A 20,167-nucleotide genomic window follows, 5' to 3' on the forward strand; every position below is an offset into this window, starting at 1 on the left:
ATCCCGTTTAGTTGACAGGCCAAATCCTACCACCACCCAAGAACCCCGCTCCGGCGGGGTTTTCATTGGAGAAGATCATGACCTACAAGAGTAATTTCCACGCCCTCGGAAAGATGCGCATCAAAGCGGTTCAGCTTGTGGCCCGCTTGCTCGGCGTTCCGATCGACGTGCACACCAGTTGGTTTGTCAGGCAGTCGTGAGCAGCGGCACCAAAGCTTTCAGGGTGGCCATCTCTGCAATATTGCCCACCGCGATCGCGTTCTTGAATTCCATCGAGCCGACCAAGGCGAGGTCTTCTGCCGGGGCGATAGCTTTCTTGATGCTCGCGGCGATCTGAGCGCCGGTGGAGTCGCTGTCGATCAGCCAGAACGAGGTAGGTTCATACCACCAATGGTTCGCACGATGGGCTTTCACCGCTTCGATCAGCGCTCCGTAGCGGGTGTCGTAATCACGACCGCCTACTGAGCCAGCAGCAAGCCGGAAGGTGATCCAGTAAGTCGTCATTCCATTCCCCTGTAACGCCCTCCTGTTGGGCAATCGGAGCGTAGCGCTGTTGGCGACATGGCATGTAGACATTCGGCTACCACAGCCTCTCCGGTTTGTCATTGAAGCCGGTTTCAAGGCCAATTTCGCGCCGGCAACCCATTCTATGGATGCCGGACGCCGCAAAGCGAAAGCCCCGGTAGCTGGCAGGCACCGGGGCTTTCTTGTGTCCACCCGCAGCGCAGTGCGAGGGAACCGTGACCAAGAATACACCCAAGACGCACGTCGGAGTAACCGGAAAAATGAGCGAAGAAGATGCCGGCAAGGTGGGCCGAAAACTCGCCAATGCAGCCTTGATATTCGCGATTGGCATGGCGCTGGCCGCCATCATCGCGGCCGTCAAATGGTGGTAGCCGAGCGCGCCACCTGAACCCTATAGACCCGCCATGAGCGGGTTTCTTTTTGTCTGGAGACGCCATGTCATTTCGATTCTACAATCCCGCCCCGGTCTTCATGGACCTCCTGGGCCTGGCGCCCTTGGCCGGAGGCTCGCTGCAGTTCTTCGCGATCGGGACCACCACCCCAAAGGGCACGTGGTCCGACTCGGAACTGATGGTGGCAAACCCCAACCCTGTGCCTCTGGATAGTTCGGGCCGCGCGAACGTGAATATCTGGGGCGATGGTGCCTATACAGTGCGCGCCACTGCCGCGGACGGCACGTCGGTGTGGACTCGGGACGTGGATTCGGGCGCGGGCGCGGGGGCGACCATTCCGGCGCTGCTGACGGGCAAGTTTCTGACCAATGACGGCTCCAACCTCATTTGGGCCGACGTGCTGCAGGTGCCCGACCCGACCGGCTCGGCGAACAAGATCCTTGGCACCGATGGCAGCAACCTCATCTGGCAGGCCGCGCCGACCATTCCAGACCTGCCCGTGGAGAATCACGCCAACCGGGTGAAGATCGGAACGCTGCTGATTCAGTGGGGCGCGAGCCAAGCGCCGGCAACTGGGCAGCGGCAGACCGGTGTTGCCGTACCGTTCCCCTTCGCGTTCAGCGGCGCCCCGTACCACGTGGATATCACCGTAACGAGTACCGCACTCGTGTCCAGCGGCGTGCTGGCCGTCGATGCCGTGCCGACCAAGGACGCTAACGGTTGCTCGGTACAGTTCGATACCAACGACTTTGGCAACAATGCGTCGCGCTTTGTGAACCCGGTTCCCTTCACCTGGGTTGCCTACGGGCCGACGACCTGATGGCCGATATCTCCATCCCCCGCGTCCAAGCGGCCGTAGCCACGCCCGGCGGCATGCCGACAACCGAGTGGTACACCTTCTTCCTGCGGCTGCGCGATGCAGTGGGATCGGACAGCGGCATACAGGCGCAGATTGATGCGCTAGAAGCCCAGGTGGCCGCCCTGGAAGGTGGAGGTGGCGCGGGCTCGGCAACGTTCCTCCTGCAGGGCATCGCGTCCGTGCTGACGGACGGCACGCCGGCCGGCGGCGTGGTGCAAATCTCGCTGGACGGCGACCAAGACGCGCCCGGGAACACGTACTGCTACGGCACCGGTCCCGATGGCCTGCGCGGCTGGTATCGGATCGCAGACGCCATCGCGGTGACCCCCGACCTGTCGGGCTCGCTGGACCCGGTAACCAACGTCCTGACCCTGGGGCTTGCGGACCTGGCGGACGCCGGAGTCGGGGGCGCGCTGGTGAAGATCGTCCGCGACGCCAAGGGCCGCATTTCCGCCACGTCTGCGGCCACCACTAGCGACCTTCCCGAGGGATCGCGGCTGTACTTCACGGATCCGCGAGCCGATGCCCGCGCTGACGCTCGTATCGCTGCGCAGAAGGGGCAGCCGAACGGCTTGGCGAGCCTGGGCGCAGATTTAAAGATCCCGAGCGCGCAGCTGCCGGCGCTCGCGATCACCGAGACCTACGTTGTTGCCAGCGAGGCCGCGCAGTTGGCGTTGTCCGCACAGGAAGGTGACGTAGCGGTCCGCACCGACATCGATACGAACTACATCCGCAACGCGGGCGCCACCGGCACCATGGCCGACTGGACCGAACTGCTGACGCCTGCGGCCCCAGTGCAGAGCGTCAACGGCATGACCGGCAACGTGACGGTCACGGCGGCTAGCATCGGCGCGCTCCAGGCAGGGGACAACGTGTCGGATTTGGTCAACGATGCGGGCTATGTGGAGCGCACCGCGGACAACTTGTTCACCGGCGCGAATCAGTTCGACAAGGGCATCGGCATCGGCGTTGCGCCAAACGAGATTGACGGCGTGTTCGTCAACATGGTGGTCAATGCCGACGCGGGTGACCCGACCGGCATCTATACCAGCATGATTGCGGGCTCGGCCGGCGTACTGCCGGTGTCTCGCAATCTCTACGGCACGTATGGCGGCGCCACGAGCGCGATCACCTATGCCAACTCCGGCGGCGCCGGGACTCCCGTTTTCCCGGTTACGACTGGCCTGCGCGCGGAGGGCTACTCGGCCAACACCGCGGCTACGGATTGGTCATACATCACGAACGGCGTGGACGCCCTCGCGGTCAACCGATCGGCTGCCGCTGCGGTGGGTAGCGTCACCGGGCTGAAAGGCGACGCATCCGACACGGCGGGCGCCATCGGCGGCCTGAGCATGGCCGGGATTTCCGGTTCCATCAATCAGGTGTCTACCACCGCCGTCTACAACAACCTGTTCGGCATTGATTGTTCCGTGGCATCGGCTGGCCCGGTTGTGGACAGCTACGCGCTGCGCGTCGTCTGCTATGCCAACCCGAATCAGACGGGCACGCGCTACGGCGTGAGCATCGTCGGCGTGGAGCGGAATTACTTCCAGGGCTACACCCTGTTTGATGATTTCACGTCGTCCACAAGTCCAAGCACAGGCGCAATTGTCACTAGCGGTGGACTCGGTGTCGGCGGCAACGTCAATGTCGGATTCAACATCATTGCAGGCGGTGAGATCCGATCAGGGAACTACATCATCCCGAACGCGCACAACGCCTATTCGCTCGGCCTGTCATTCCTTGCCTGGACGGAAGTCTTCGCGCAGAACCCGGTCATTAGCCCGTCGGACGCTCGGCTGAAAAGCGCCGTGCGCGAGCCGGCGCCGACAGAGATAGCCGCATTCGCCACGATCGCCCGGCTACCGTCGGTGTGGCAGTGGTTGCACCGAATCGACAGCGAAGGCGACGCCGCGCGGTTGCACTCCGGCCCCACGGTGCAGGCGGCCATGGCGGTGATGGAAGCGCACGGCCTGGACTGGAAGCGCTACAGCTGCTTTTGTTATGACCGGTGGGAAGACCAATACGACCAAGGGGGCGCCCTGCTGGCGGCAGCCGGCGATAGGTACAGCTTCCGCCGGGAGGAATTGCTGTGGTGGGTCATGCGCGCTCAGTTCGCGCAGCTGGACACGCTGGAAGGGCGCGTGGCCGCCCTGGAGGCAGCCCGCACGGTCTAAGCTTCTGCGACGGGCAGGCTATAGCGTTCCCGTCCCAGCTCAGGAGCGCGGCCCATGACGATCAGCATTCCCGTATTCAATGGTGGCCCGGCGAGTAAGGTACTCGACGCCGTGCGAGAGTTTGGATTAGTAGTGCTGGACACCACACGGCCTGACGCCGCCAGCATCTTCGCCAAGGTGCGGAGCGGCTTCGGGCTGGACTCGGGCCGAGAGCATAATGGGGTTCTACTGCACTTGGCCGCACGGGTGGACCATGAAGAAGGCCCCAGTTGGATCGACTACATCGTCTATTCCGGCGCATTCGACGGGGACCCGCTCAGGGTAGATGAGCTGGTGGCACGGGCGCATGCACAGTTTGTGGCCGCTCGCTGGCCGGATGGCTTTATCGCCAAGGTGCCAAAGCCAGTTTGAATCCGTGCCACTGGACGCCGGCATCATACCTGCCATGGCCAAGACTCGATGCAGCGGCAAAGCAAGTCTGGGCGCGCATCGGATTTTCTTACGTCTTGCGGCGGCTCCTTCCTATGCCGCCAAGCCGGCGCCGACGGCAATCTATGCATGCCGGACGGGGAACCATAGGTCGCCCATCCGGCCGCCCTTGAGCAGGCGCTGAATTTTCTATATATCCGAGCCGGGCGTTTTCGAGCCCCCAGTGAGGAGCCGTGCGCCTCGATGCCAGATCAGCATTCTAACTCACCATAATTGCTACTTGGCAGGCACACCAATTTTTAAAATTATCGCTTTGTGATCAGAAGGATTTGTATCACCTGTCGGCTGATAATCATCTTCATCTTTTGGTTTATTTGCGTCCCCCCTAGGGACATAGGCGTTGATTTCGGGGTCTAAACTTATGTCTACAATTGCCCAGTCGAGCGTGCCGCCTCTATGGGTTGCCATTTCAGGTATCGCGTGCTTTAGGCGTCGATTTGATGACGTCATCATGCGGGAAATAACACCTAAATTTTTATTCTCCCGCGCATCGATGTTCATGTCGCCAATTATTATGTGTGGCGGCGCACGGCTTTGGCCCAAAAAATTATCGAGGCCTGAGATGCACTCCTTAATCTGTTCCAGTTGCACCGAGATGTTGCCTGGATGTGAGTAGCAATGAAGTGCTGAAATAATATATGACTTGCCGCCATGCAATTTTATATTTACACGCAAGGGTGGTCTTAGGGATGTTGGCCTGATAGGCTTTTTCCGCAATGGTGGAGCGTGCTGGTCACTTTCTGTATGTTCCCCATGAGGGTACTTCAAATAGTCTTCGCGGCTTTTTTTATAGTCGGGTGGACTAACTGGTGAGCGGTATTCGGCAGATATATCCTCAATGCTTAATCGGTTGTAAAGTAGTGTAAAGCCTAGTTCGCTGTCTGTGGGGCGTGACGGAAGTCCGTGCATCGTGTATCCGTTTGGACAAGAATGGCTTAATGCCCTTTGCGCAAAATTCTGCGACTCACATATGATAAATACGTGAGGGGCGTGGTCAATTGCGATCTTCTGCAAATAATCGGATATGTTGTCCGTCTTTACGGCGTGGAGGCTTTTTGCAGCATGCTGTACATTCCAAAAGGCTACGCAGACCATGGTGGGATACATGAGATTTGGCAGCATAGATTTATGCGTGCCCTGATCACGATCCCGTCATTTCGTCTCACTGTCATTCATTCAATTGGAAAGTGTGATTGGCGACTCGGTTGAGTTGACTAAGGTGAATCTTCGGGTGTTCAGTGCATCCCGACCACGGTAGTTGCCACGTCGCAGCCTGGTAGCTGATGTGGCCAGCCGAGACAAGCCCCTCTGTCTGAGTGCTTAATTAGCGCGTCTCACTCTATGCGCGGCGCGGTCGTAGGATCGCCACCATGCGCTATGACTTGCCGCCCGATATCCAATGGGATCCTACAGACCAGTGGGGCCGGGACTGGCTAAAGTGCGGCCATAAGATCGTTGCCAGCGTGAGCCAGACCGCAATTCGCGGAATATGGATCGCCAACGTGAACAGGCATGACGAGGTTGCGTCGTGTCCCTACGCCTACTTCCGTACGCGCCGCGCCGCCATGCGCTCAGTTGAACGCTGGGCCTGCGCTCACGCGCAGCGCTTGCGCAACGAGATTGCCGCCGGTGCCCGAGAGAAGGCGCCGGTTGTGCCCACGCGCGAAGAGAAGAGGATGGCTAGGGCGATGCGGGGCTGACCACAACGCCCGAAGGCTCTAGCGGCTATGTAGCTTGGTGTACCACTTGTTTGGGTGCCATTCTTCTGATCGATAGCCGCTAGTGGGCTGGGGGGGATTGGTGCTCTGCGCTGGCTGCGTCTTCGGGGCTGTTTCGTCCCTGCCCTCGGTTGGCTCCGGCGCTTTGCCAAGAAACGCCTTGGATTTCACAGGGTCGATGGAGTCGGCCTGTTCCCGAGCCCAGGCGGCCCAACCCTGCAGGTCTTTGTCGGAAACGGGGTGTTCGTCGTTCTCGTTCGCGGAAAGCACTTCGTCTATATACCCGCGCAGGTCTTTTGCTAGTCGATATGCAGCGGCATCACTAAATAGCTTATCGAGTTGTGCTTTCCGGGAGCGCTCCAGGCGCAGCCTCTCTTCTCTTATCTTGGCTTCTTGCGCGGCTGCCTCTTGCTGACGACGGGTTTCCCGCTCTTCAATCATAAGTTCATGCTGCTGTATCTTCCAAGTTCGGAAGCTCATCTCTACGGCAATAACAATGCTTGCCACTATATCGCTAACGTCCTGTTCAATTTGATGATCTTTTTTGTCTTCCCATATTACTTGCAATCCCGGTGGGATCTCCCAGTACCACTTAATCTCAAGCCTAAGTTTTTCACTCGCAGCCCGGTTTTCCATAGCTGGTCGAATAAAGGTATCTCTGTCTTTGGTGGAGGGGTGGTCGAGCTGAAAGCTTACTTGGGACCCGTTGCGTGCAGCTACCGAAAAATCCATCGGATTTTGCCCTTTTGCATGCACTCGCAGGTTTGCCCTCTCTACCCCGTTGAAGATGGCATTGAGTATGCGAAATCTTCTCTTTTCAAAAGGAGATGAAAAGAGGTCGCCTCGTTCCCACGAGTATGGGGAGTCCTTTAACCTTTCTCGCCTTGCGTCGTCGCTCTTAAGTAGCGATTCAATTACACGGTGGGGTTTCGATAATGTCTTCGGCAAGGCAATGTTCCCGACCGCAGTTTTTGCGCGCTCGGCAAGTTCCGTGAAGCTTTCGCGGAATTCAGGCTTTGGTGGCAGCTCTTCTAGAATCGTGGGGCGTTCTTTGCGCACTGCCCAAGATTCTTGACCCACGGTCACCATGTCACTTTCCCCAAACCCTCGCGGTGGCAATTGAGGCTTGGGAGGTAGTCTTGTTCCTGCTTTTAGCTTGGCCCAATAGCCGCGCCCTGGCATTGCGATGCCAAGTTGCCGGCAAATCTTGCCAAGTGCAACGTCGGATATCCCAAAGTCTGGTGCCAGATCCTTGATCGGTTTTGACCAGATCAGGTCGTAGAACTCTTCGCGCGTGAACTGCTGTTCCATCTGCAATGTCCCGTAGCTCTAAGGGGGCGGGATGGCTTCATCCGTTGTCGGGATTCTATGCAAAGATTCCGGCCGCAGCTGGGTGTAGCGCTTGAGTTCGGTCCACGACTCATGCAGCGTCACTGAGGCGACCTCCGGGATGTCGTACCCCTGTTCAAACAGGCGGGACGTGCCTTCGTGTCGCAGATCGTGAAAGTGCAGATCCTCAATTCCCAGCTTGGCGCAGGCGCGCGTGAACGCGGTGCCGATTGACTTGGGGTTGTACGGAAAGATGCGGTCCTCGTCCTTCGTCCGCGGCTGCCGCTGCACAAGCTCCCAGGCAGCGCCCAGCAGGGCGAAGCGCTTGTGGTTGCCCTCCTTATGCCGCGGATGCTTCGCGTCGCGCAGCAGCGCCGTGCGCGTGCTGGCTTCTAGGTCGGGCCAGAGGAGTCGGGTAATCTCGCTTTCCCGCTTCGCCGTCATGATGGCGAAGTCGATGATGTCGGGCATGGGGATCTCGGAGCGCCAGGCCGCGGCCTCAAAATGAGCGCGCAGGCGCTCCAGTTCGTCCGCCGTCGGGCGTCGCTCGCGCCGTTTGGACTTGCCCACCAGCTTCAGCAGGCGCAAGACGGGGCGCGCTTCCGCGACCGGATCGACGGCCAAGCGCACTCCGAGCATAGGACCGGCCAGCTTCAGCAGCTCGGACAGGTAGCCGAGTTCCACGTTCATGGTCGCCGGGGCGCACGCCGGGATCAGCTGGCCGTTCTCCATGACGTGCCGTCCCTCGACGCGACGGCGCGCATGCTCGATCACGTCATTGGCAGTCAGGCGCTGGGCGACGATCGGCCCGAGCCCTTCGCGCAGCCTGGTCATGTTGCCGGCCTGGGTCTTGCTGATCGCCTTGACCCCGCCAAGCTCCTTGGTCCGCCAGTCGATCAGTTCCGCGATTGTCATGTCGCGGCCGGCCTTCTCGCCGCGCGCGTCCAGTTCCGCCAGCTCGCGCTCAATCCGGTCGGCCCAGGTCTTGGCCGCGGTCTTGGTAGGGAAGGTCTTGGTTTGGGCGGCGTGGCCCTTTCGGCGCACAATGGCGCGCCAGCGCTTGCCGCGGGGTTGCAGTGTAGCCATGGTGTACCGTCCGTTGTACCAGTCTGCAGGGTGGTACACCTATGGTACTCGCAGCAGGGAAAACGCAGGAATTGCGGTGTTCGTACAGGCAAAGGCGGGATAGGTAAGTGATTGAGTTGGAAGATAAATCGTTGATGCGCAAGGCTTCCCGTCTTTCCGTGGCCCCCATGATGGACTGGACCGATCGCCATTGCCGCGTGTTCCACCGGTTGCTGGCGCCGTCGGCGCGGCTGTATACCGAGATGGTGCATGCCAATGCGGTGGTGCTGGGCGATCGCGCGCGCTTGCTGGGCTTCGATGCGGTCGAGCATCCGCTGGCGCTGCAGCTGGGTGGCAGCGATCCGGCGCTGTTGGCGCAGGCGGCGCGGATCGGCCAGGAGTGGGGCTACGACGAGGTCAATCTCAATTGCGGCTGCCCGTCCGACCGGGTCCAAGCCGGGCGCTTCGGTGCCTGCCTGATGCGCGAGCCGGCGCTGGTCGCCGAGTGCGTGGCGGCGATGGTGCAGGCGGTGGACATCCCGGTCACGGTGAAGTGTCGGCTGGGCGTGGACCAGGACGACGACTACGCTGTCTTCCTCGCCTTCGTCGACCAGGTCGCCGCCGCCGGTTGCGGGCTGTTCGTGGTGCATGCGCGCAACGCGTGGCTGCAGGGGCTGTCGCCGAAGGAGAACCGCGAGGTGCCGCCGCTGCGCTACGACTGGGCTCACCGGCTCAAGCGCGAGCGCCCGCAGCTGCGGATCGTGCTCAACGGCGGGCTGGCCGACATGGACACGGCGCGGGCGCAGCTGGACGCGGTCGACGGGGTGATGCTGGGCCGGGCGGCCTACCACGATCCCTATGTGCTGCACCGGCTGGACGCGGCCCTGACCGGCACCACGCCGCGGCCGCGCGCCGAGCTGCTGCGCGCACTGCGGCCCTACGTCGAGGCGCGCCTGGCCGATGGAGTGGCGCTCAAGCACATCGCCCGCCACCTGCTCGGCCTGTTCCACGGCCAGCCGGGCGGCCGCGCGTTCCGCCAGGTGCTCAGCGAGGGCGCGCACCGGCCGGGCGCGGACTGGGCGCTGCTGGAACAGGCGCTGCAGCCGACCGAGGGTGGAGCGCGCGCCGCGGCGTAAGGGGCTTGGCAGGGTTGCGAGTGTCTGAGCCTGCCGGGACCTGTGCTTCCTCCCATACGGTCTGGGCGACTCCGCCGCGCCCCTTTTGACGCTTGTTCAGTTATTTTGTTCAGCTTGCTGCAAGGGCCAGCACCACCCTCCGAGAAGGCGGCAGACCGTGCACAACCGGGGCCGGGCACCGCCGGCGGCAGCCCGTCAGGAGCGCCGATGGGAGTTCATTTGCCTGAACGCCAACAGCCGCAAGCGGAAAAGTTCAGATCGGATTCACCCCGAAAAATCAAGAATTTGGCTCGATTTTGCAGAATCGTGCCGCTGTCGCCATGCGGCCCGTTTCACAACTTTTGAACGTTTCCGATCAGTCCGTTAGGATGCCTGTCGTGACCCTTGCCACTCTCCGCCGCTGCCGCACCGCTGTCGTGATCGCGTTCGCGCTCACGGCTGCCGGCCATGGCTGGGCGCAGCAGCGTGGTCCGGGTGCGGGTCCGGCCATGGCGCAGGCCCGCGAGGCTGCCCGGGCGCGCGACTACAACGGCAGTTCGCTGTCCGATGCGGTGCGCCGGGTCCAGCGGTCCACCGGTGGACAGATCCTCGGCGCCGAGCGCGTGCCGTTCGATGGACGCGACATCAACCGGGTCAAGTACATGGATGGCCGCGGACGCGTGCGCTACATGGACGATCCGCAACCGGGCGGCGTCGCGCCGCCGCGCGTTCCGCGCCCGATCGAGCCGCAGGAACCACCACGCGACGATAACCCCTGAGCCAGGATAGTTTGGTTCAGCTTGCAACATCCAATGCCCCGGCCGCCGGCCATCCGTAAGAAGTAACTAGGGAGAGTTCATGCGTATCCTTCTGGTCGAAGACGAAGCCCCGCTGCGTGAGACCCTGGCTGCTCGCCTGAAGCGCGAGGGGTTCGCGGTGGATGCGGCGCAGGACGGCGAGGAAGGCCTGTACATGGGCCGCGAAGTGCCCTTCGACGTGGGCATCATCGACCTCGGCCTGCCGAAGATGTCGGGCATGGAGCTGATCAAGGCGCTGCGCGACGAAGGCAAGAAGTTTCCGGTGCTGATCCTCACCGCGCGTTCGAGCTGGCAGGACAAGGTCGAGGGCCTGAAGCAGGGCGCCGACGATTATCTGGTCAAGCCGTTCCATGTCGAGGAGTTGCTGGCGCGGGTCAACGCGCTGCTGCGCCGCGCCGCGGGCTGGAGCAAGCCGACTCTGGAGTGCGGGCCGGTGGCGCTGGATCTGGCGGCGCAGACGGTCAGCGTCAGCGGCAGCAACGTCGACCTGACCAGCTACGAATACAAGGTGCTCGAGTACCTGATGATGCACGCCGGCGAACTGGTCTCCAAGGCCGACCTCACCGAGCACATCTACCAGCAGGATTTCGACCGCGACTCCAACGTGCTGGAAGTGTTCATCGGCCGCCTGCGCAAGAAGCTGGACCCGGACGGCGAACTGAAGCCGATCGAGACCGTGCGCGGCCGCGGCTACCGTTTCGCCATCCCGCGCACCGAAGGCTGATCCCACGCGCCTGCGATCCGCAAGCGAAGGAAGCGACGGCGTGCCGGCACGACCCAAGTGGTACAAGCGCTGGCGCCCGCGTTCGCTGCAGGCGCGCCAGTTGCTGGCCGCCAGCCTGAGCCTGGTGGCGTTCCTGGCTGCGGCCGGTTATGCGCTGGACCAGGCCTTCGCCGATACCGCGCTGAGCAACCTGCGCGAGCGCCTGAAGAGCTACGCCACCGCCTACGCCAACAACGTCGACGTGGCGCGCGACGGTTCGCTGTACATCAACAACGACAAGCCGCCGCCGGACCCGCACTTCGACCGGCCCGGCAGCGGCCTGTACGCGCAGATCGTGATGCCCAACGAACGCTGGATCTCGATGTCCAGCGAGGGCCCGCTGCCGCCCAAGGGCGGCATGCTCGAGCCGCGCCAGGAAACCTTCGACGGCCCCTGGCCGATGACCCAGATCGACGGCAGCGAAGGCGAGGTCTACCGCTACGGCATCGGCCTGGCCTATGTGCGCCGCGACAAGGAAACCCCGGTCACCATCTACGTCATGGAGGACACCCGCGCGCTGGGCGCGCAGCTGCGCGTGTTCCGCGGCCGGGTGTGGTTCAACCTCGGCGGCGCCGGGCTGATCCTGCTGCTGCTGCAGGCCTTCATCCTGCAATGGAGCCTGCGCCCGCTGCGGCGGGTGATCAACGAGCTGACCAAGGTGCAGCGCGGCGAAGCGGTGCGCATGGGCGATCGCCATCCGCGCGAGCTGGAGCCGCTGACCGACAGCATCAACGCCTTCATCGAGAGCGAGCGCGAGAACCTGGACCGCCAGCGCAACACCCTGGCCGACCTGGCGCACAGCCTGAAGACGCCGCTGGCGGTGCTGCGCACCCAACTGGACAGCGGCAACGACGGCCCCGAACTGCGCGAGGAACTGGACGCCCAGCTGCGGCGCATGAACAACCTGGTGACCTACCAGCTCAGCCGCGCCGCCTCCAGCGGCCACAAGCTGTTCTCCGCGCCGCTGCCGATCGAACCCAATGCCGAGGAGATCGTGCGCGGCCTGGAGAAGGTGTACGCGGCCAAGGGCGTGCTGTGCGAATTCGACATCGAGCCGAGCGCGCGCTTCCACGGCGAGCCCGGCGACCTGCAGGAACTGCTCGGCAACCTGCTCGAGAACGCCTTCAAGTGGGCGCGGCGGCGGGTGCTGCTGAGCGTGCATCCGGCGCCGGCCGCCGGCAGCCGCCGTGCCGGACTGGTGATGTCGGTGGAGGACGACGGTCCGGGCATCGCGCCGGAAGAGGTCGCGCACATCCTGCAGCGCGGCGTGCGCGGCGACGAGCGCGTGCACGGCCACGGCATCGGCCTGGCGATCGTGCAGGACCTGGTCAAGGGCTACCGCGGCGAACTGCAGGTGAGCCGCTCCGAGGAACTGGGCGGCGCGCGCTTCCTGGTGACGCTGCCGCCGGGCCTGTAGCCCGGCCTTCGGATGCGTGATCGCGAGGTGAATCCCGCGCAAACACCGCGGCGCGTTCCGACATTCGCTTAACGCCTGCGCTGGCCAGGCGCGGATACTGCGTGGATCGTCACGCCCGGTTTCCGGTCAAGGAGCGCCGCATGCCCGAGCCCCGGCCTCGCCCCGCATCGCGTCCGCGTTTGCGCGTGCATGGGCGTCGCGCATTGCGCAACGCGCAGCGGCTGCTGTTGTCGCTGCTGCTGGTGCTGTTCACCGTGGCGGCCATCGCCGGCAGCCAGAAGGTGCTCGAGCGCGACGATGCGCGCTGGCTGCAATCGATGACCACCGGCCTGGACAGCGCCAGCGTGGCGCAGCTGCAGCGCGACGGGCGCAAGCGCTTCCTGCGCGATCAGTTGCAGGCCTCCAGCGGCGACGCCGCCCTGCCCGCGGCCGTGCGCACGCAACTGGACGGCTACGAGGCGCTGCACACGCCGGTGCAGGAGCTGCTCAAGCAGCTCGATGCGCGGCAGCAGGACATCAAGGCGATGCCCGACGGCGAGGCCAAGGTCGCGGCGAGGAAGGCCTTGCAGCAGCGCGCCGATGCGCTGCTGGCGCAGGCGCGGCAGGCGCAGTTGCTGCGCGCGGTGTACTCGCGCGACCAGCTGCGCGAGCAGATGGTGTGGTTCTGGCTCAACCACTTCAGCGTGTTCGCCGACAAGGGCCGCCTGCGCTGGACCGTCGCCGACTACACCGACAACGCGATCCGCCCGCACGCGCTGGGCAAGTTCTCCGACCTAGTGATGGCGACGCTGCAGAGCCCGGCCATGCTCGAGTATCTGGACAACGCGCAGAACGCCAAGGGCAAGGTCAACGAGAACTACGCGCGCGAACTGATGGAGCTGCACACGCTGGGCGTGGACAGCGGCTACAGCCAGCACGACGTGCAGCAGCTGGCGCTGATCCTCACCGGCGCCGGTATCACCCCGCCCAATCGCGACGCGCCGCCGAAGCTGCCGCCGCCGCAGCAGGCGCAGTACCTGCGCCGTGGCGCATTTGAATTCAATCCGGCGCGGCACCAGCCCGGCGACAAGAGCCTGCTCGGCCAGCGCATCGCCGGCGGCGGTTTCGACGAGGTCGAACGCGCGGTGCAGTTGATCGTGCGCCAGCCGGCCTGCGCGCACTTCGTGTCGCGGCGGCTGGCCGAGTATTTCGTCGCCGACGACCCGCCGCCGGCGCTGGTGGAAAAGATGGCGCGCACCTTCCAGCGCAGCGACGGCGACATCGCAGCCGTGCTGCAGGTGCTGTTCGCCGCGCCAGAACTGGCCGCCGGCGCGCCGCACAAGTTCAAGGACCCGTACCGCTTCCTGGTGTCGTCGCTGCGCCTGGCCTACGACGGCCAGACCATCGCCAATCCGCAGCCGCTGCTGGGCTGGCTGAGCCAGATGGGCGAGCCGACCTATGGCCGCATCACCCCCGACGGCTGGCCGCTGCAGTCCAGCGCCTGGAACAGTTCCGGGCAGATGGCGCAGCGCTTCGAGATCGCGCGCGCGATCGGCGGCGGCACCACCCAGTTGTTCAACAGCGGCGGACAGCAGCGCGGCGGCTTTCCGCAGCTGACTACGCCGCTGTACTACCAGGCGATCGAACCGCAGCTCGGCGACGCCACCCGCCAGGCGCTGGCGCAGGCGCGCTCGCAGCAGGAATGGAACGCGTTCCTGCTGTCCTCGCCCGACTTCAACTACCGCTGACCCGGCTCATAGCGCCGGGCGCCGCGCTTGTCGCCGCGCCCGGCGATCACGGAGGTCCCCCATGCACCGTCGCCATTTCCTGTTCGCCTCCGCCGCCGCGGCGGCCAGCCTGCCGTTCGCCGGGCGCCTGTTCGCCGCGCCGGCGCCATCGCCGCGGCTGCTGGTGGTGTTCCTGCGCGGCGGCTACGACAGCAACAACCTGCTGATTCCCTACGCCAGCGATTTCTACTACGCGTCGCGGCCGACCCTGGCGATCGCGCGGCCGGATCCGGCCAACCCGAACAGCGCGATCGCGCTGGACACGCAGTGGGGGCTGAACCCGCGGCTGCGCGACACCTTGCAGCCGTTGTGGAACGACAAGCAGCTGGCGTTCGTGCCGTTCGCCGGCACCGACGATCTGTCGCGCAGCCACTTCGAGACCCAGGACAATATCGAAGCTGGGCAGCCGGCCGGACAACGCAGCGACTACCGCTCCGGGTTCCTGGCGCGGCTGTCGCAGGTGGCCACCGGCACCCCTTCGATCGCCTTCACCGATTCGCTGCCGTTGAGCTTCCAGGGCGGTGGCGACATTCCCAACCTGTCGCTCAAGCGCAATCCCACCCCGGCCTTCGACCAGCGGCAGGCCGATATCCTGGCGCAGATGTACCAGGGCACGTCCCTGGCCAGCGCCGCGCACGAAGGCCTGGCGCTGCGCCAGCAGGTGTCCCAGGCGTTGCAGGACGAAATGCAACAGGCCAACCGCGGTGCCGCCAGCGCCCGCACCTTCGCCGACGAGACCCGGCGCATCGCCACGCTGATGCGCGAGCGCTACCGGCTCGGCTTCGTCGATGTCGGCGGCTGGGACACGCACGTCAACCAGGGCAGCACCGACGGCCCGCTGGCGACCAATCTCGGCAACCTGTCCGAGGGCTTGGCCGCCTATGCCGAGGCGCTGGGGCCGGAATGGCGCAACACCGTGGTGGTGGTGCTGTCCGAGTTCGGTCGCACCTTCCGCGAGAACGGCGACAAGGGCACCGACCACGGCCACGGCACCACGTACTGGGTGATGGGCGGCGCGGTCAACGGCGGGCGCATCGCCGGCGAGCAGGTCGCGGTGAGCAAGGAGAAGCTGTTCCAGGATCGCGACTACCCGGTGCTGACCAACTACCGCGACCTGTTCGCCGGCTTGTTGCGGCGCATGTGGGGTTTATCGCCATCGCAGTTGCAGCAGGTGTTTCCGCAGGCGCATGCGCGGGATCTGCAGTTGGTGTGAGATGCGCGCTGTGGCATTGCTGCACGAACGACGGCGCGCCGGCTGGGTGCAGTGGGGGATGGACTTCGCCGATGCCGTTCGCCGCCGCCAGGTCTACTGCTCCGTTCGTCGCGACTGAAGTCGCTCCCACAGGACTTGCGGCGAGATAGCTGGGTGCGCTGTAGGAGGGGCTTCAGCCCCGACAGGCAGCGTCCGAAGCCGGTGCAGTTCCCGTCTTCGTTTGTCGCGGCTGAAGCCGCTCCTACAAGAAGCTATGGTGGCCGATTAGGTGCATTATGGGAGGGGCTTCAGCCCCGACAGGCAGTGTCCGAAGCCGGTGCAGTTCACGACTTCGTTCGTCGCGGCTGAAGCCGCTCCTACAGGGAACTGCGGTGGCCGGCTGGGTGCATTGTGGGATGGACTTCAGCCCCGACGGTATCCGTAGCCGGGAAGCTCATCGCTGCGATTGTCGGCCGCCGTTGAAACCGCTCCTAGAGGAGGCTTGCCGGCGCTTCGATCGTAGCCTGCCCTTACGCGCCGGCGAACGGCGAAGGGCCGTAGAACCGCGCCAGGTGCGCGGCGACGTCCGGCATCTCGCGCTGCAGCCGCTCCGGTGCGGAGAAGTGATATTCGCTGACCACGGCGAAGAACTCTTCGGGTGCCTCGGCGGCGTAGGCATCGATCTCGCTGGCGCGGCCGCGGTCCACGCGCTTGCAGAATGCGTCGTAGCTGCGCTGGAAGTCGGTAGCCCAGCGCCGCTGCCAGTCGCGCGGCAGGGGAGGGGTGCCGTCCAGCGCGCCGTCGAGCACGTCGAGTTTGTGCGCCATCTCGTGCACCGCCACGCAGTAACCGGCGCGCGGGTCGTCCAGGTCGGCCTGCACGTCGGCCCAGGACAGGATCAGCGGGCCGCTGTCCCAGGATTCGCCGATCAGTTCGTCTTCCCATTCGTGCAGCACGCCGGCCGCGTCGACGTGGCTGCGCTGCACCCGGAACGCGTCCGGATACACCAGCAGCTGCGACCAGCCGCGCAGGCCGTCGGCGCCGAATTCCAGCAGCGGCAGGCAGCACAACGCGGCCAGCAAGGTGCGCTGTACCGCATCCAGGTGCAGCTCGGCCAATGGGGAAATGGTCTTGCTGTGCAGGAACTGCGCCGCCAGTGCGCGCAGTGTCTGCTCGCGCGCCGCATCCAGCGCCGACACCCACGCGCAGCGCTGCCGCACCGCTTGCCAGGTCGTCTCGTCGATCGGAACAGGCGCCGGCGACAGCCAGCGCAACCAGCGTGGGATCAGCGGAACATCCCCGGCAGGAAGCTGTGCCATTTGGGCATGCGCAGGCGCGGCACCAGATCGCTGTCGCCGCCGCCGCCGCTCGGCGCTGCGCCGGGCTTGGCGGAGGCGGGCGGGTGCGCCGGTGCCGGACGTGCCTGGGCGGCGTCCGTGTCGGTCGCGTCGGTGTAGACGCAGTCGTTGCGCTGCTTGCTCGCCAGCGCGTCGGACGCGTGGGCGGCCGCCAGCGGGAGCAGCAGCAGGATCAGGCACGGCAGGAAGCGGCGCATCGTCGGCATCCAGGGCGAGCGGCGGTGAATCCCGATTCTAACGCGGTTTTTACCCGGCGCAGGGCCGCAGCTGGGCGCAGGCACGGCGCTTCCCGCATACTTTTCCGCTTCGAGGTCACGTCTTCAGGGGCGTGTGGATTGAAACGAGGCGATGGAACCGGCGTGGACGAGCGCGAACTACTGGCCCGGCTCAGCCAGGGCCGCCTTTCCGGCGACGCCCTGGCGCGCTCCTTCGGGCTGACCCGGGCCGCGGTGTGGAAGCGCATCCAGGCGCTGCGCGCGGCCGGGGTGGAGATCGACGGCCGCGCCGGCGAGGGTTACGGGCTGGCACGGCCGCTGGAGTTGCTCGAGGCCGAGCGCATCGGCGCGGCGCTGGCGCCGGCGGCGCGCGCCGAACTGGCCGGGCTGGAGATCGCCTGGAGCCTGGCCTCCAGCAACAGCACGCTGCTGGCGCGGCCGGCGCCGGCGCGCGGCAGCGAGGTGCTGCTGGCCGAGCGCCAGACCGGCGGGCGCGGCCGCCGCGGCCGGGTCTGGGCCTCGCCGCTGGCGGCGCACCTGTACCTGTCGGTGGCGCGCGGCTTCGGTGGCGGGCTGGGGCGCCTGGGCGGGCTGAGCCTGGCCGCCGGCGTGGCCGTGGCCGAGGCGCTGCGCGCGGCCGGGTTCGCCACGGTCGGGCTGAAATGGCCGAACGACCTGCTCGCCGACGGACACAAGCTCGGCGGGCTGCTGGTCGAAGGCGGCGGCGAGTTCGCCGGGCCGGCGCGGGCGGTGATCGGCCTGGGCCTCAACGTGCGCATGCCGGCGGCCAGCGCCGCGAGCATCGGCCAGCCGTGGACCGACCTGGCCACGCTGGCCGGCGCCGAGGTCTCGCGCAACGCGATCGCGGCCATGGTGCTGTCGCATCTGCTGCCGGCGCTGGCCTTGTTCGACACGCAGGGCCTGGCGCCGTTCCTGCCGCGCTATGCCGCGCTGGACCTGCTCGCCGGACGCGCGATCCGCATCGACGAGGGCGGCATCGCGCGCGAGGGCGTGGCCCTGGGCCTGGCCGACGACGGCGCGCTGCGGGTGGCGTTCGCCGACGGCGAGCGGCCACTGCATGCCGGCGAAGTCAGCGTGAGGCCGGCATGAGCGACTGGCTGTTCGACCTGGGCAATTCGCGCTTCAAGTTCGCCGCGCTGGAACGCGGCCGTGCCGGTGCGGTGCAGGCCTGGGCGCATGGCGCCGAAGCGATGGACGCGGCCGCGGTGGCGGCGTTGCCGCGCGGCGACACCGCCTACGTCGCCAGCGTCGCCGCGCCGGCCTTGACCGCGGCGGTGCTGGACGCGCTGCGTACCCGCTTCGCGCAGGTGCAGGTGGCGCGCACCGAGGCCGCCTGCGCCGGCGTGCGCATCGCCTATGCGCAGCCGCAGCGGTTCGGCGTGGACCGCTTCCTGGCGCTGCTCGCCGCGCACGGCGGCGGCGATGTCCTGGTGGTCGGGGTCGGCACCGCGCTGACCCTGGACCTGCTCGATCGCGACGGCCTGCACCATGGCGGACGCATCGCGCCGTCGCCGACCACGATGCGCCAGGCCCTGCAGCAGCGCGCCGCGCAGCTGCCGGCCGAGGGCGGCGATTACCGCGAGTTCGCCACCGACACCGCCGATGCGCTGGCGTCCGGGTGCGACGGTGCGGCGCTGGCGCTGATCGAACGCAGCCTGCAGCAGGGCGAGGCGCTGCTGACGCGGCGGCCGCGGCTGCTGCTGCACGGCGGCGGCGCGCCGCCGTTGCTGCACGGACTGCCGGCGGCCGAGCAATGCCCGTCGCTGGTGCTGGACGGGCTGGCGCTGTGGGCGCAGGCGCACGCCGCGGCCGGGCGTGCCGGGTAGAATCCGCGCATGCTCGTCCGCGCCCTGCTCGTCGTCCTGACCATCCTCAATCTCGGCGTCGCGCTGTGGTGGGCGACGCAGCCGCAGACCCCCGCGCCGGCACCGCTGCCGACCCCGCCCGCCGGGGTGGCGACGCTGCAGCTGGTTCCGGCCTCGCAGGCCGTGCCGCAAACAGCGCCGGCGCCGGCCCCCTCGCCGCCGCCTGCCGCCGCCACGCCGGTCACTGCCGCCCCGCCGGCTGCCGACGCGCCAGCGGCCACCGCAGTGCCGGCAACCGCAGCGCCCGCCGCTGTCGCCGCTGCCGCGCCGCCACCGCCCAAAGCGCCCAGCGACACCGCGGCCGCCGCCGTGGAGCCTGCCGCGGCCCCCGTCTGCCTGAGCCTGGGCCCGTATCCGGACCGCGCCGCCGCCGAAGCCGCCGTCGCCACACTCGGCGCCGCCGCCACCCGCCCGCGCCTGCGCGAGGTCGGCGACGACGACGCCACCAGCTTCCGCGTGCTGCTGCCGACCATCGGCGGCGAGGACGGGGTCAAGGCCGCGGTCGAGCGTATCGTCGCCGCCGGCATCCGCGACTACTACCCGATCCGCCAGGGCGAGGAAGCCGGCGCGATCGCGCTCGGCCAGTACCGCAGCCGCGAAGGCGCCGAACGCCGCCGCGCCGAGCTGGCCAAGGCCGGCTTCAACGTCGACCTGGTCCCCAGCGGCGGCAGCGGCCAGTCGCGCTGGTGGCTGGACCTGCGCACGGCTTCCGCGGCACAGGCCGCGTCGCTGCGACGGCAGCTCGGTGCGCAGCGGCAGCGCGCGCTGGACTGCGCCACGCTGCGCTAGAATGCCGCGCTGCGCATCGCTTCGGCCTTTCCGGGCCGGTGCGGATCGCGGCCCGGCAACGCCGCCGCGATCTGCCGCGGCGGCCTGCCAGCGGGTAGACTGCGACGGCCCGCAGCGCGGGCACTGCAGTCCTCGTGCCGCTTTAGCTCAGTCGGTAGAGCAACTGATTTGTAATCAGTAGGTCGTCCGTTCGATTCGGACAAGCGGCACCATTCTCCTCGCTTCGTTCAGTGTGCGCCCGGCAGGCGCCGGCGCAATGCTCGCGCGTACGTGTTTGCCGCCGTGCGCCGTTCC

20 protein-coding genes and 1 tRNA gene are annotated in these 20,167 nt (G+C 66.1%); 15 read left to right on the forward strand and 6 right to left on the reverse strand.

Annotation, left to right across the window (positions count from 1 at the left end; translation table 11 throughout):
* Positions 1–77: 77 nt before the first annotated feature.
* Positions 78–200, forward strand: coding sequence for a hypothetical protein (locus tag VDQ83_RS12315; RefSeq protein ID WP_455435158.1), 123 nt, complete (start codon positions 78–80; stop codon positions 198–200).
* Here VDQ83_RS12315 and VDQ83_RS12320 read toward each other — a convergent pair.
* A complete protein-coding gene (locus tag VDQ83_RS12320; protein WP_455435159.1) occupies positions 187–504 on the reverse strand; it encodes a hypothetical protein in 318 nt (105 codons plus the stop codon). The two genes, VDQ83_RS12315 and VDQ83_RS12320, sit on opposite strands and share 14 nt — an antisense overlap.
* Positions 505–960: 456 nt before the next feature.
* Between VDQ83_RS12320 and VDQ83_RS12325 the strand changes: the two genes are divergently transcribed.
* The 3 genes from VDQ83_RS12325 to VDQ83_RS12335 are packed head-to-tail and all read left to right on the forward strand — an operon-like array spanning position 961 to position 4,364.
* A complete protein-coding gene (locus VDQ83_RS12325; protein ID WP_455435160.1) occupies positions 961–1,737 on the forward strand; it encodes a gp53-like domain-containing protein in 777 nt (258 codons plus the stop codon).
* Entirely contained in the window at positions 1,737–3,953 is a 2,217-nt protein-coding gene (locus tag VDQ83_RS12330) for a tail fiber domain-containing protein (protein WP_455435161.1), read from the forward strand. The genes VDQ83_RS12325 and VDQ83_RS12330 overlap by 1 nt, the downstream gene beginning before the upstream one ends.
* 54 nt (positions 3,954–4,007) lie before the next feature.
* Positions 4,008–4,364, forward strand: a complete 357-nt coding sequence (locus tag VDQ83_RS12335; protein WP_455435162.1) for a hypothetical protein — start codon at positions 4,008–4,010, stop codon at positions 4,362–4,364.
* A 294-nt stretch (positions 4,365–4,658) separates the two neighbouring features.
* Here the strand turns inward: VDQ83_RS12335 and VDQ83_RS12340 are convergent, their stop codons facing one another.
* On the reverse strand, positions 4,659–5,351 hold the full coding sequence (locus VDQ83_RS12340) for a hypothetical protein (RefSeq protein ID WP_455435163.1): 693 nt from the start codon (positions 5,349–5,351) through the stop codon (positions 4,659–4,661).
* 461 nt (positions 5,352–5,812) lie between these two features.
* Here VDQ83_RS12340 and VDQ83_RS12345 point away from each other — a divergent pair, with 461 nt between their 5' ends.
* Positions 5,813–6,142: a hypothetical protein gene (locus VDQ83_RS12345; protein WP_455435164.1), complete on the forward strand. Its 330-nt coding sequence runs from the start codon at positions 5,813–5,815 to the stop codon at positions 6,140–6,142.
* 18 nt (positions 6,143–6,160) lie between these two features.
* On the opposite strand, the gene VDQ83_RS12350 is transcribed toward VDQ83_RS12345, so the two are convergent.
* Together VDQ83_RS12350 and VDQ83_RS12355 are read right to left on the reverse strand one after the other, a co-directional pair.
* Positions 6,161–7,471 carry a hypothetical protein gene (locus VDQ83_RS12350; RefSeq protein ID WP_455435165.1) on the reverse strand — a complete coding sequence of 437 codons (1,311 nt, stop codon included), beginning with the start codon at positions 7,469–7,471 and terminating at the stop codon, positions 6,161–6,163.
* Positions 7,472–7,489: 18 nt separating this feature from the next.
* On the reverse strand, positions 7,490–8,575 hold the full coding sequence (locus tag VDQ83_RS12355; protein WP_455435166.1) for a tyrosine-type recombinase/integrase: 1,086 nt from the start codon (positions 8,573–8,575) through the stop codon (positions 7,490–7,492).
* 134 nt (positions 8,576–8,709) lie between these two features.
* Here VDQ83_RS12355 and dusA point away from each other — a divergent pair, with 134 nt between their 5' ends.
* From dusA to VDQ83_RS12385, 6 genes are all read left to right on the forward strand, one after another.
* The gene (gene dusA, locus VDQ83_RS12360) at positions 8,710–9,690 is read left to right on the forward strand and encodes a tRNA dihydrouridine(20/20a) synthase DusA (RefSeq protein ID WP_455435167.1); all 981 of its coding nucleotides are present in this window, start codon (positions 8,710–8,712) and stop codon (positions 9,688–9,690) included.
* Positions 9,691–10,058: 368 nt separating this feature from the next.
* Positions 10,059–10,448: a hypothetical protein gene (locus VDQ83_RS12365; RefSeq protein WP_455435168.1), complete on the forward strand. Its 390-nt coding sequence runs from the start codon at positions 10,059–10,061 to the stop codon at positions 10,446–10,448.
* A gap of 79 nt (positions 10,449–10,527) precedes the next feature.
* Complete coding sequence (locus tag VDQ83_RS12370; RefSeq protein WP_003469280.1) at positions 10,528–11,211, forward strand: response regulator transcription factor; 684 nt, start codon at positions 10,528–10,530, stop codon at positions 11,209–11,211.
* Between the two features lie 85 nt (positions 11,212–11,296).
* A complete protein-coding gene (locus VDQ83_RS12375; protein WP_455435219.1) occupies positions 11,297–12,667 on the forward strand; it encodes an ATP-binding protein in 1,371 nt (456 codons plus the stop codon).
* Between the two features lie 140 nt (positions 12,668–12,807).
* Positions 12,808–14,394 carry a DUF1800 domain-containing protein gene (locus VDQ83_RS12380; protein WP_455435169.1) on the forward strand — a complete coding sequence of 529 codons (1,587 nt, stop codon included), beginning with the start codon at positions 12,808–12,810 and terminating at the stop codon, positions 14,392–14,394.
* 61 nt (positions 14,395–14,455) lie between these two features.
* Complete coding sequence (locus tag VDQ83_RS12385; protein ID WP_455435170.1) at positions 14,456–15,646, forward strand: DUF1501 domain-containing protein; 1,191 nt, start codon at positions 14,456–14,458, stop codon at positions 15,644–15,646.
* Between the two features lie 509 nt (positions 15,647–16,155).
* On the opposite strand, the gene VDQ83_RS12390 is transcribed toward VDQ83_RS12385, so the two are convergent.
* Both VDQ83_RS12390 and VDQ83_RS12395 read right to left on the reverse strand, forming a co-directional pair.
* A complete protein-coding gene (locus VDQ83_RS12390; RefSeq protein ID WP_455435171.1) occupies positions 16,156–16,944 on the reverse strand; it encodes a M90 family metallopeptidase in 789 nt (262 codons plus the stop codon).
* Complete coding sequence (locus VDQ83_RS12395; protein WP_455435172.1) at positions 16,911–17,180, reverse strand: hypothetical protein; 270 nt, start codon at positions 17,178–17,180, stop codon at positions 16,911–16,913. The genes VDQ83_RS12390 and VDQ83_RS12395 overlap by 34 nt, the downstream gene beginning before the upstream one ends.
* Positions 17,181–17,342: 162 nt before the next feature.
* Between VDQ83_RS12395 and birA the strand changes: the two genes are divergently transcribed.
* From birA to VDQ83_RS12415, 4 genes are all read left to right on the forward strand, one after another.
* Positions 17,343–18,308: a bifunctional biotin--[acetyl-CoA-carboxylase] ligase/biotin operon repressor BirA gene (gene birA / locus VDQ83_RS12400; RefSeq protein ID WP_455435173.1), complete on the forward strand. Its 966-nt coding sequence runs from the start codon at positions 17,343–17,345 to the stop codon at positions 18,306–18,308.
* Positions 18,305–19,045: a type III pantothenate kinase gene (locus VDQ83_RS12405; protein WP_455435174.1), complete on the forward strand. Its 741-nt coding sequence runs from the start codon at positions 18,305–18,307 to the stop codon at positions 19,043–19,045. The genes birA and VDQ83_RS12405 overlap by 4 nt, the downstream gene beginning before the upstream one ends.
* Positions 19,046–19,054: 9 nt before the next feature.
* Positions 19,055–19,873, forward strand: a complete 819-nt coding sequence (locus VDQ83_RS12410) for an SPOR domain-containing protein (protein WP_455435175.1) — start codon at positions 19,055–19,057, stop codon at positions 19,871–19,873.
* A gap of 136 nt (positions 19,874–20,009) precedes the next feature.
* A tRNA-Thr gene (locus VDQ83_RS12415) sits at positions 20,010–20,085 on the forward strand.
* Positions 20,086–20,167 lie beyond the last annotated feature (82 nt).

The organism is Xanthomonas sp. WHRI 7945, assembly GCF_035026585.1.

Coding starts and splice junctions, on each gene's coding strand:
- dusA (WP_455435167.1), top strand. CDS start 8,710: ATGCGCAAGGCTTCCCGTCTTTCCGTGGCCCCCATGATGGACTGGACC.
- VDQ83_RS12320 (WP_455435159.1), bottom strand. CDS start 504: ATGACGACTTACTGGATCACCTTCCGGCTTGCTGCTGGCTCAGTAGGC.
- VDQ83_RS12335 (WP_455435162.1), top strand. CDS start 4,008: ATGACGATCAGCATTCCCGTATTCAATGGTGGCCCGGCGAGTAAGGTA.
- VDQ83_RS12395 (WP_455435172.1), bottom strand. CDS start 17,180: ATGCGCCGCTTCCTGCCGTGCCTGATCCTGCTGCTGCTCCCGCTGGCG.
- VDQ83_RS12325 (WP_455435160.1), top strand. CDS start 961: ATGTCATTTCGATTCTACAATCCCGCCCCGGTCTTCATGGACCTCCTG.
- VDQ83_RS12355 (WP_455435166.1), bottom strand. CDS start 8,575: ATGGCTACACTGCAACCCCGCGGCAAGCGCTGGCGCGCCATTGTGCGC.
- VDQ83_RS12345 (WP_455435164.1), top strand. CDS start 5,813: ATGCGCTATGACTTGCCGCCCGATATCCAATGGGATCCTACAGACCAG.
- VDQ83_RS12405 (WP_455435174.1), top strand. CDS start 18,305: ATGAGCGACTGGCTGTTCGACCTGGGCAATTCGCGCTTCAAGTTCGCC.
- VDQ83_RS12410 (WP_455435175.1), top strand. CDS start 19,055: ATGCTCGTCCGCGCCCTGCTCGTCGTCCTGACCATCCTCAATCTCGGC.
- VDQ83_RS12340 (WP_455435163.1), bottom strand. CDS start 5,351: ATGCACGGACTTCCGTCACGCCCCACAGACAGCGAACTAGGCTTTACA.
- VDQ83_RS12380 (WP_455435169.1), top strand. CDS start 12,808: ATGCCCGAGCCCCGGCCTCGCCCCGCATCGCGTCCGCGTTTGCGCGTG.
- VDQ83_RS12315 (WP_455435158.1), top strand. CDS start 78: ATGACCTACAAGAGTAATTTCCACGCCCTCGGAAAGATGCGCATCAAA.
- VDQ83_RS12330 (WP_455435161.1), top strand. CDS start 1,737: ATGGCCGATATCTCCATCCCCCGCGTCCAAGCGGCCGTAGCCACGCCC.
- VDQ83_RS12370 (WP_003469280.1), top strand. CDS start 10,528: ATGCGTATCCTTCTGGTCGAAGACGAAGCCCCGCTGCGTGAGACCCTG.
- VDQ83_RS12350 (WP_455435165.1), bottom strand. CDS start 7,471: ATGGAACAGCAGTTCACGCGCGAAGAGTTCTACGACCTGATCTGGTCA.
- VDQ83_RS12365 (WP_455435168.1), top strand. CDS start 10,059: ATGCCTGTCGTGACCCTTGCCACTCTCCGCCGCTGCCGCACCGCTGTC.
- VDQ83_RS12390 (WP_455435171.1), bottom strand. CDS start 16,944: ATGGCACAGCTTCCTGCCGGGGATGTTCCGCTGATCCCACGCTGGTTG.
- VDQ83_RS12385 (WP_455435170.1), top strand. CDS start 14,456: ATGCACCGTCGCCATTTCCTGTTCGCCTCCGCCGCCGCGGCGGCCAGC.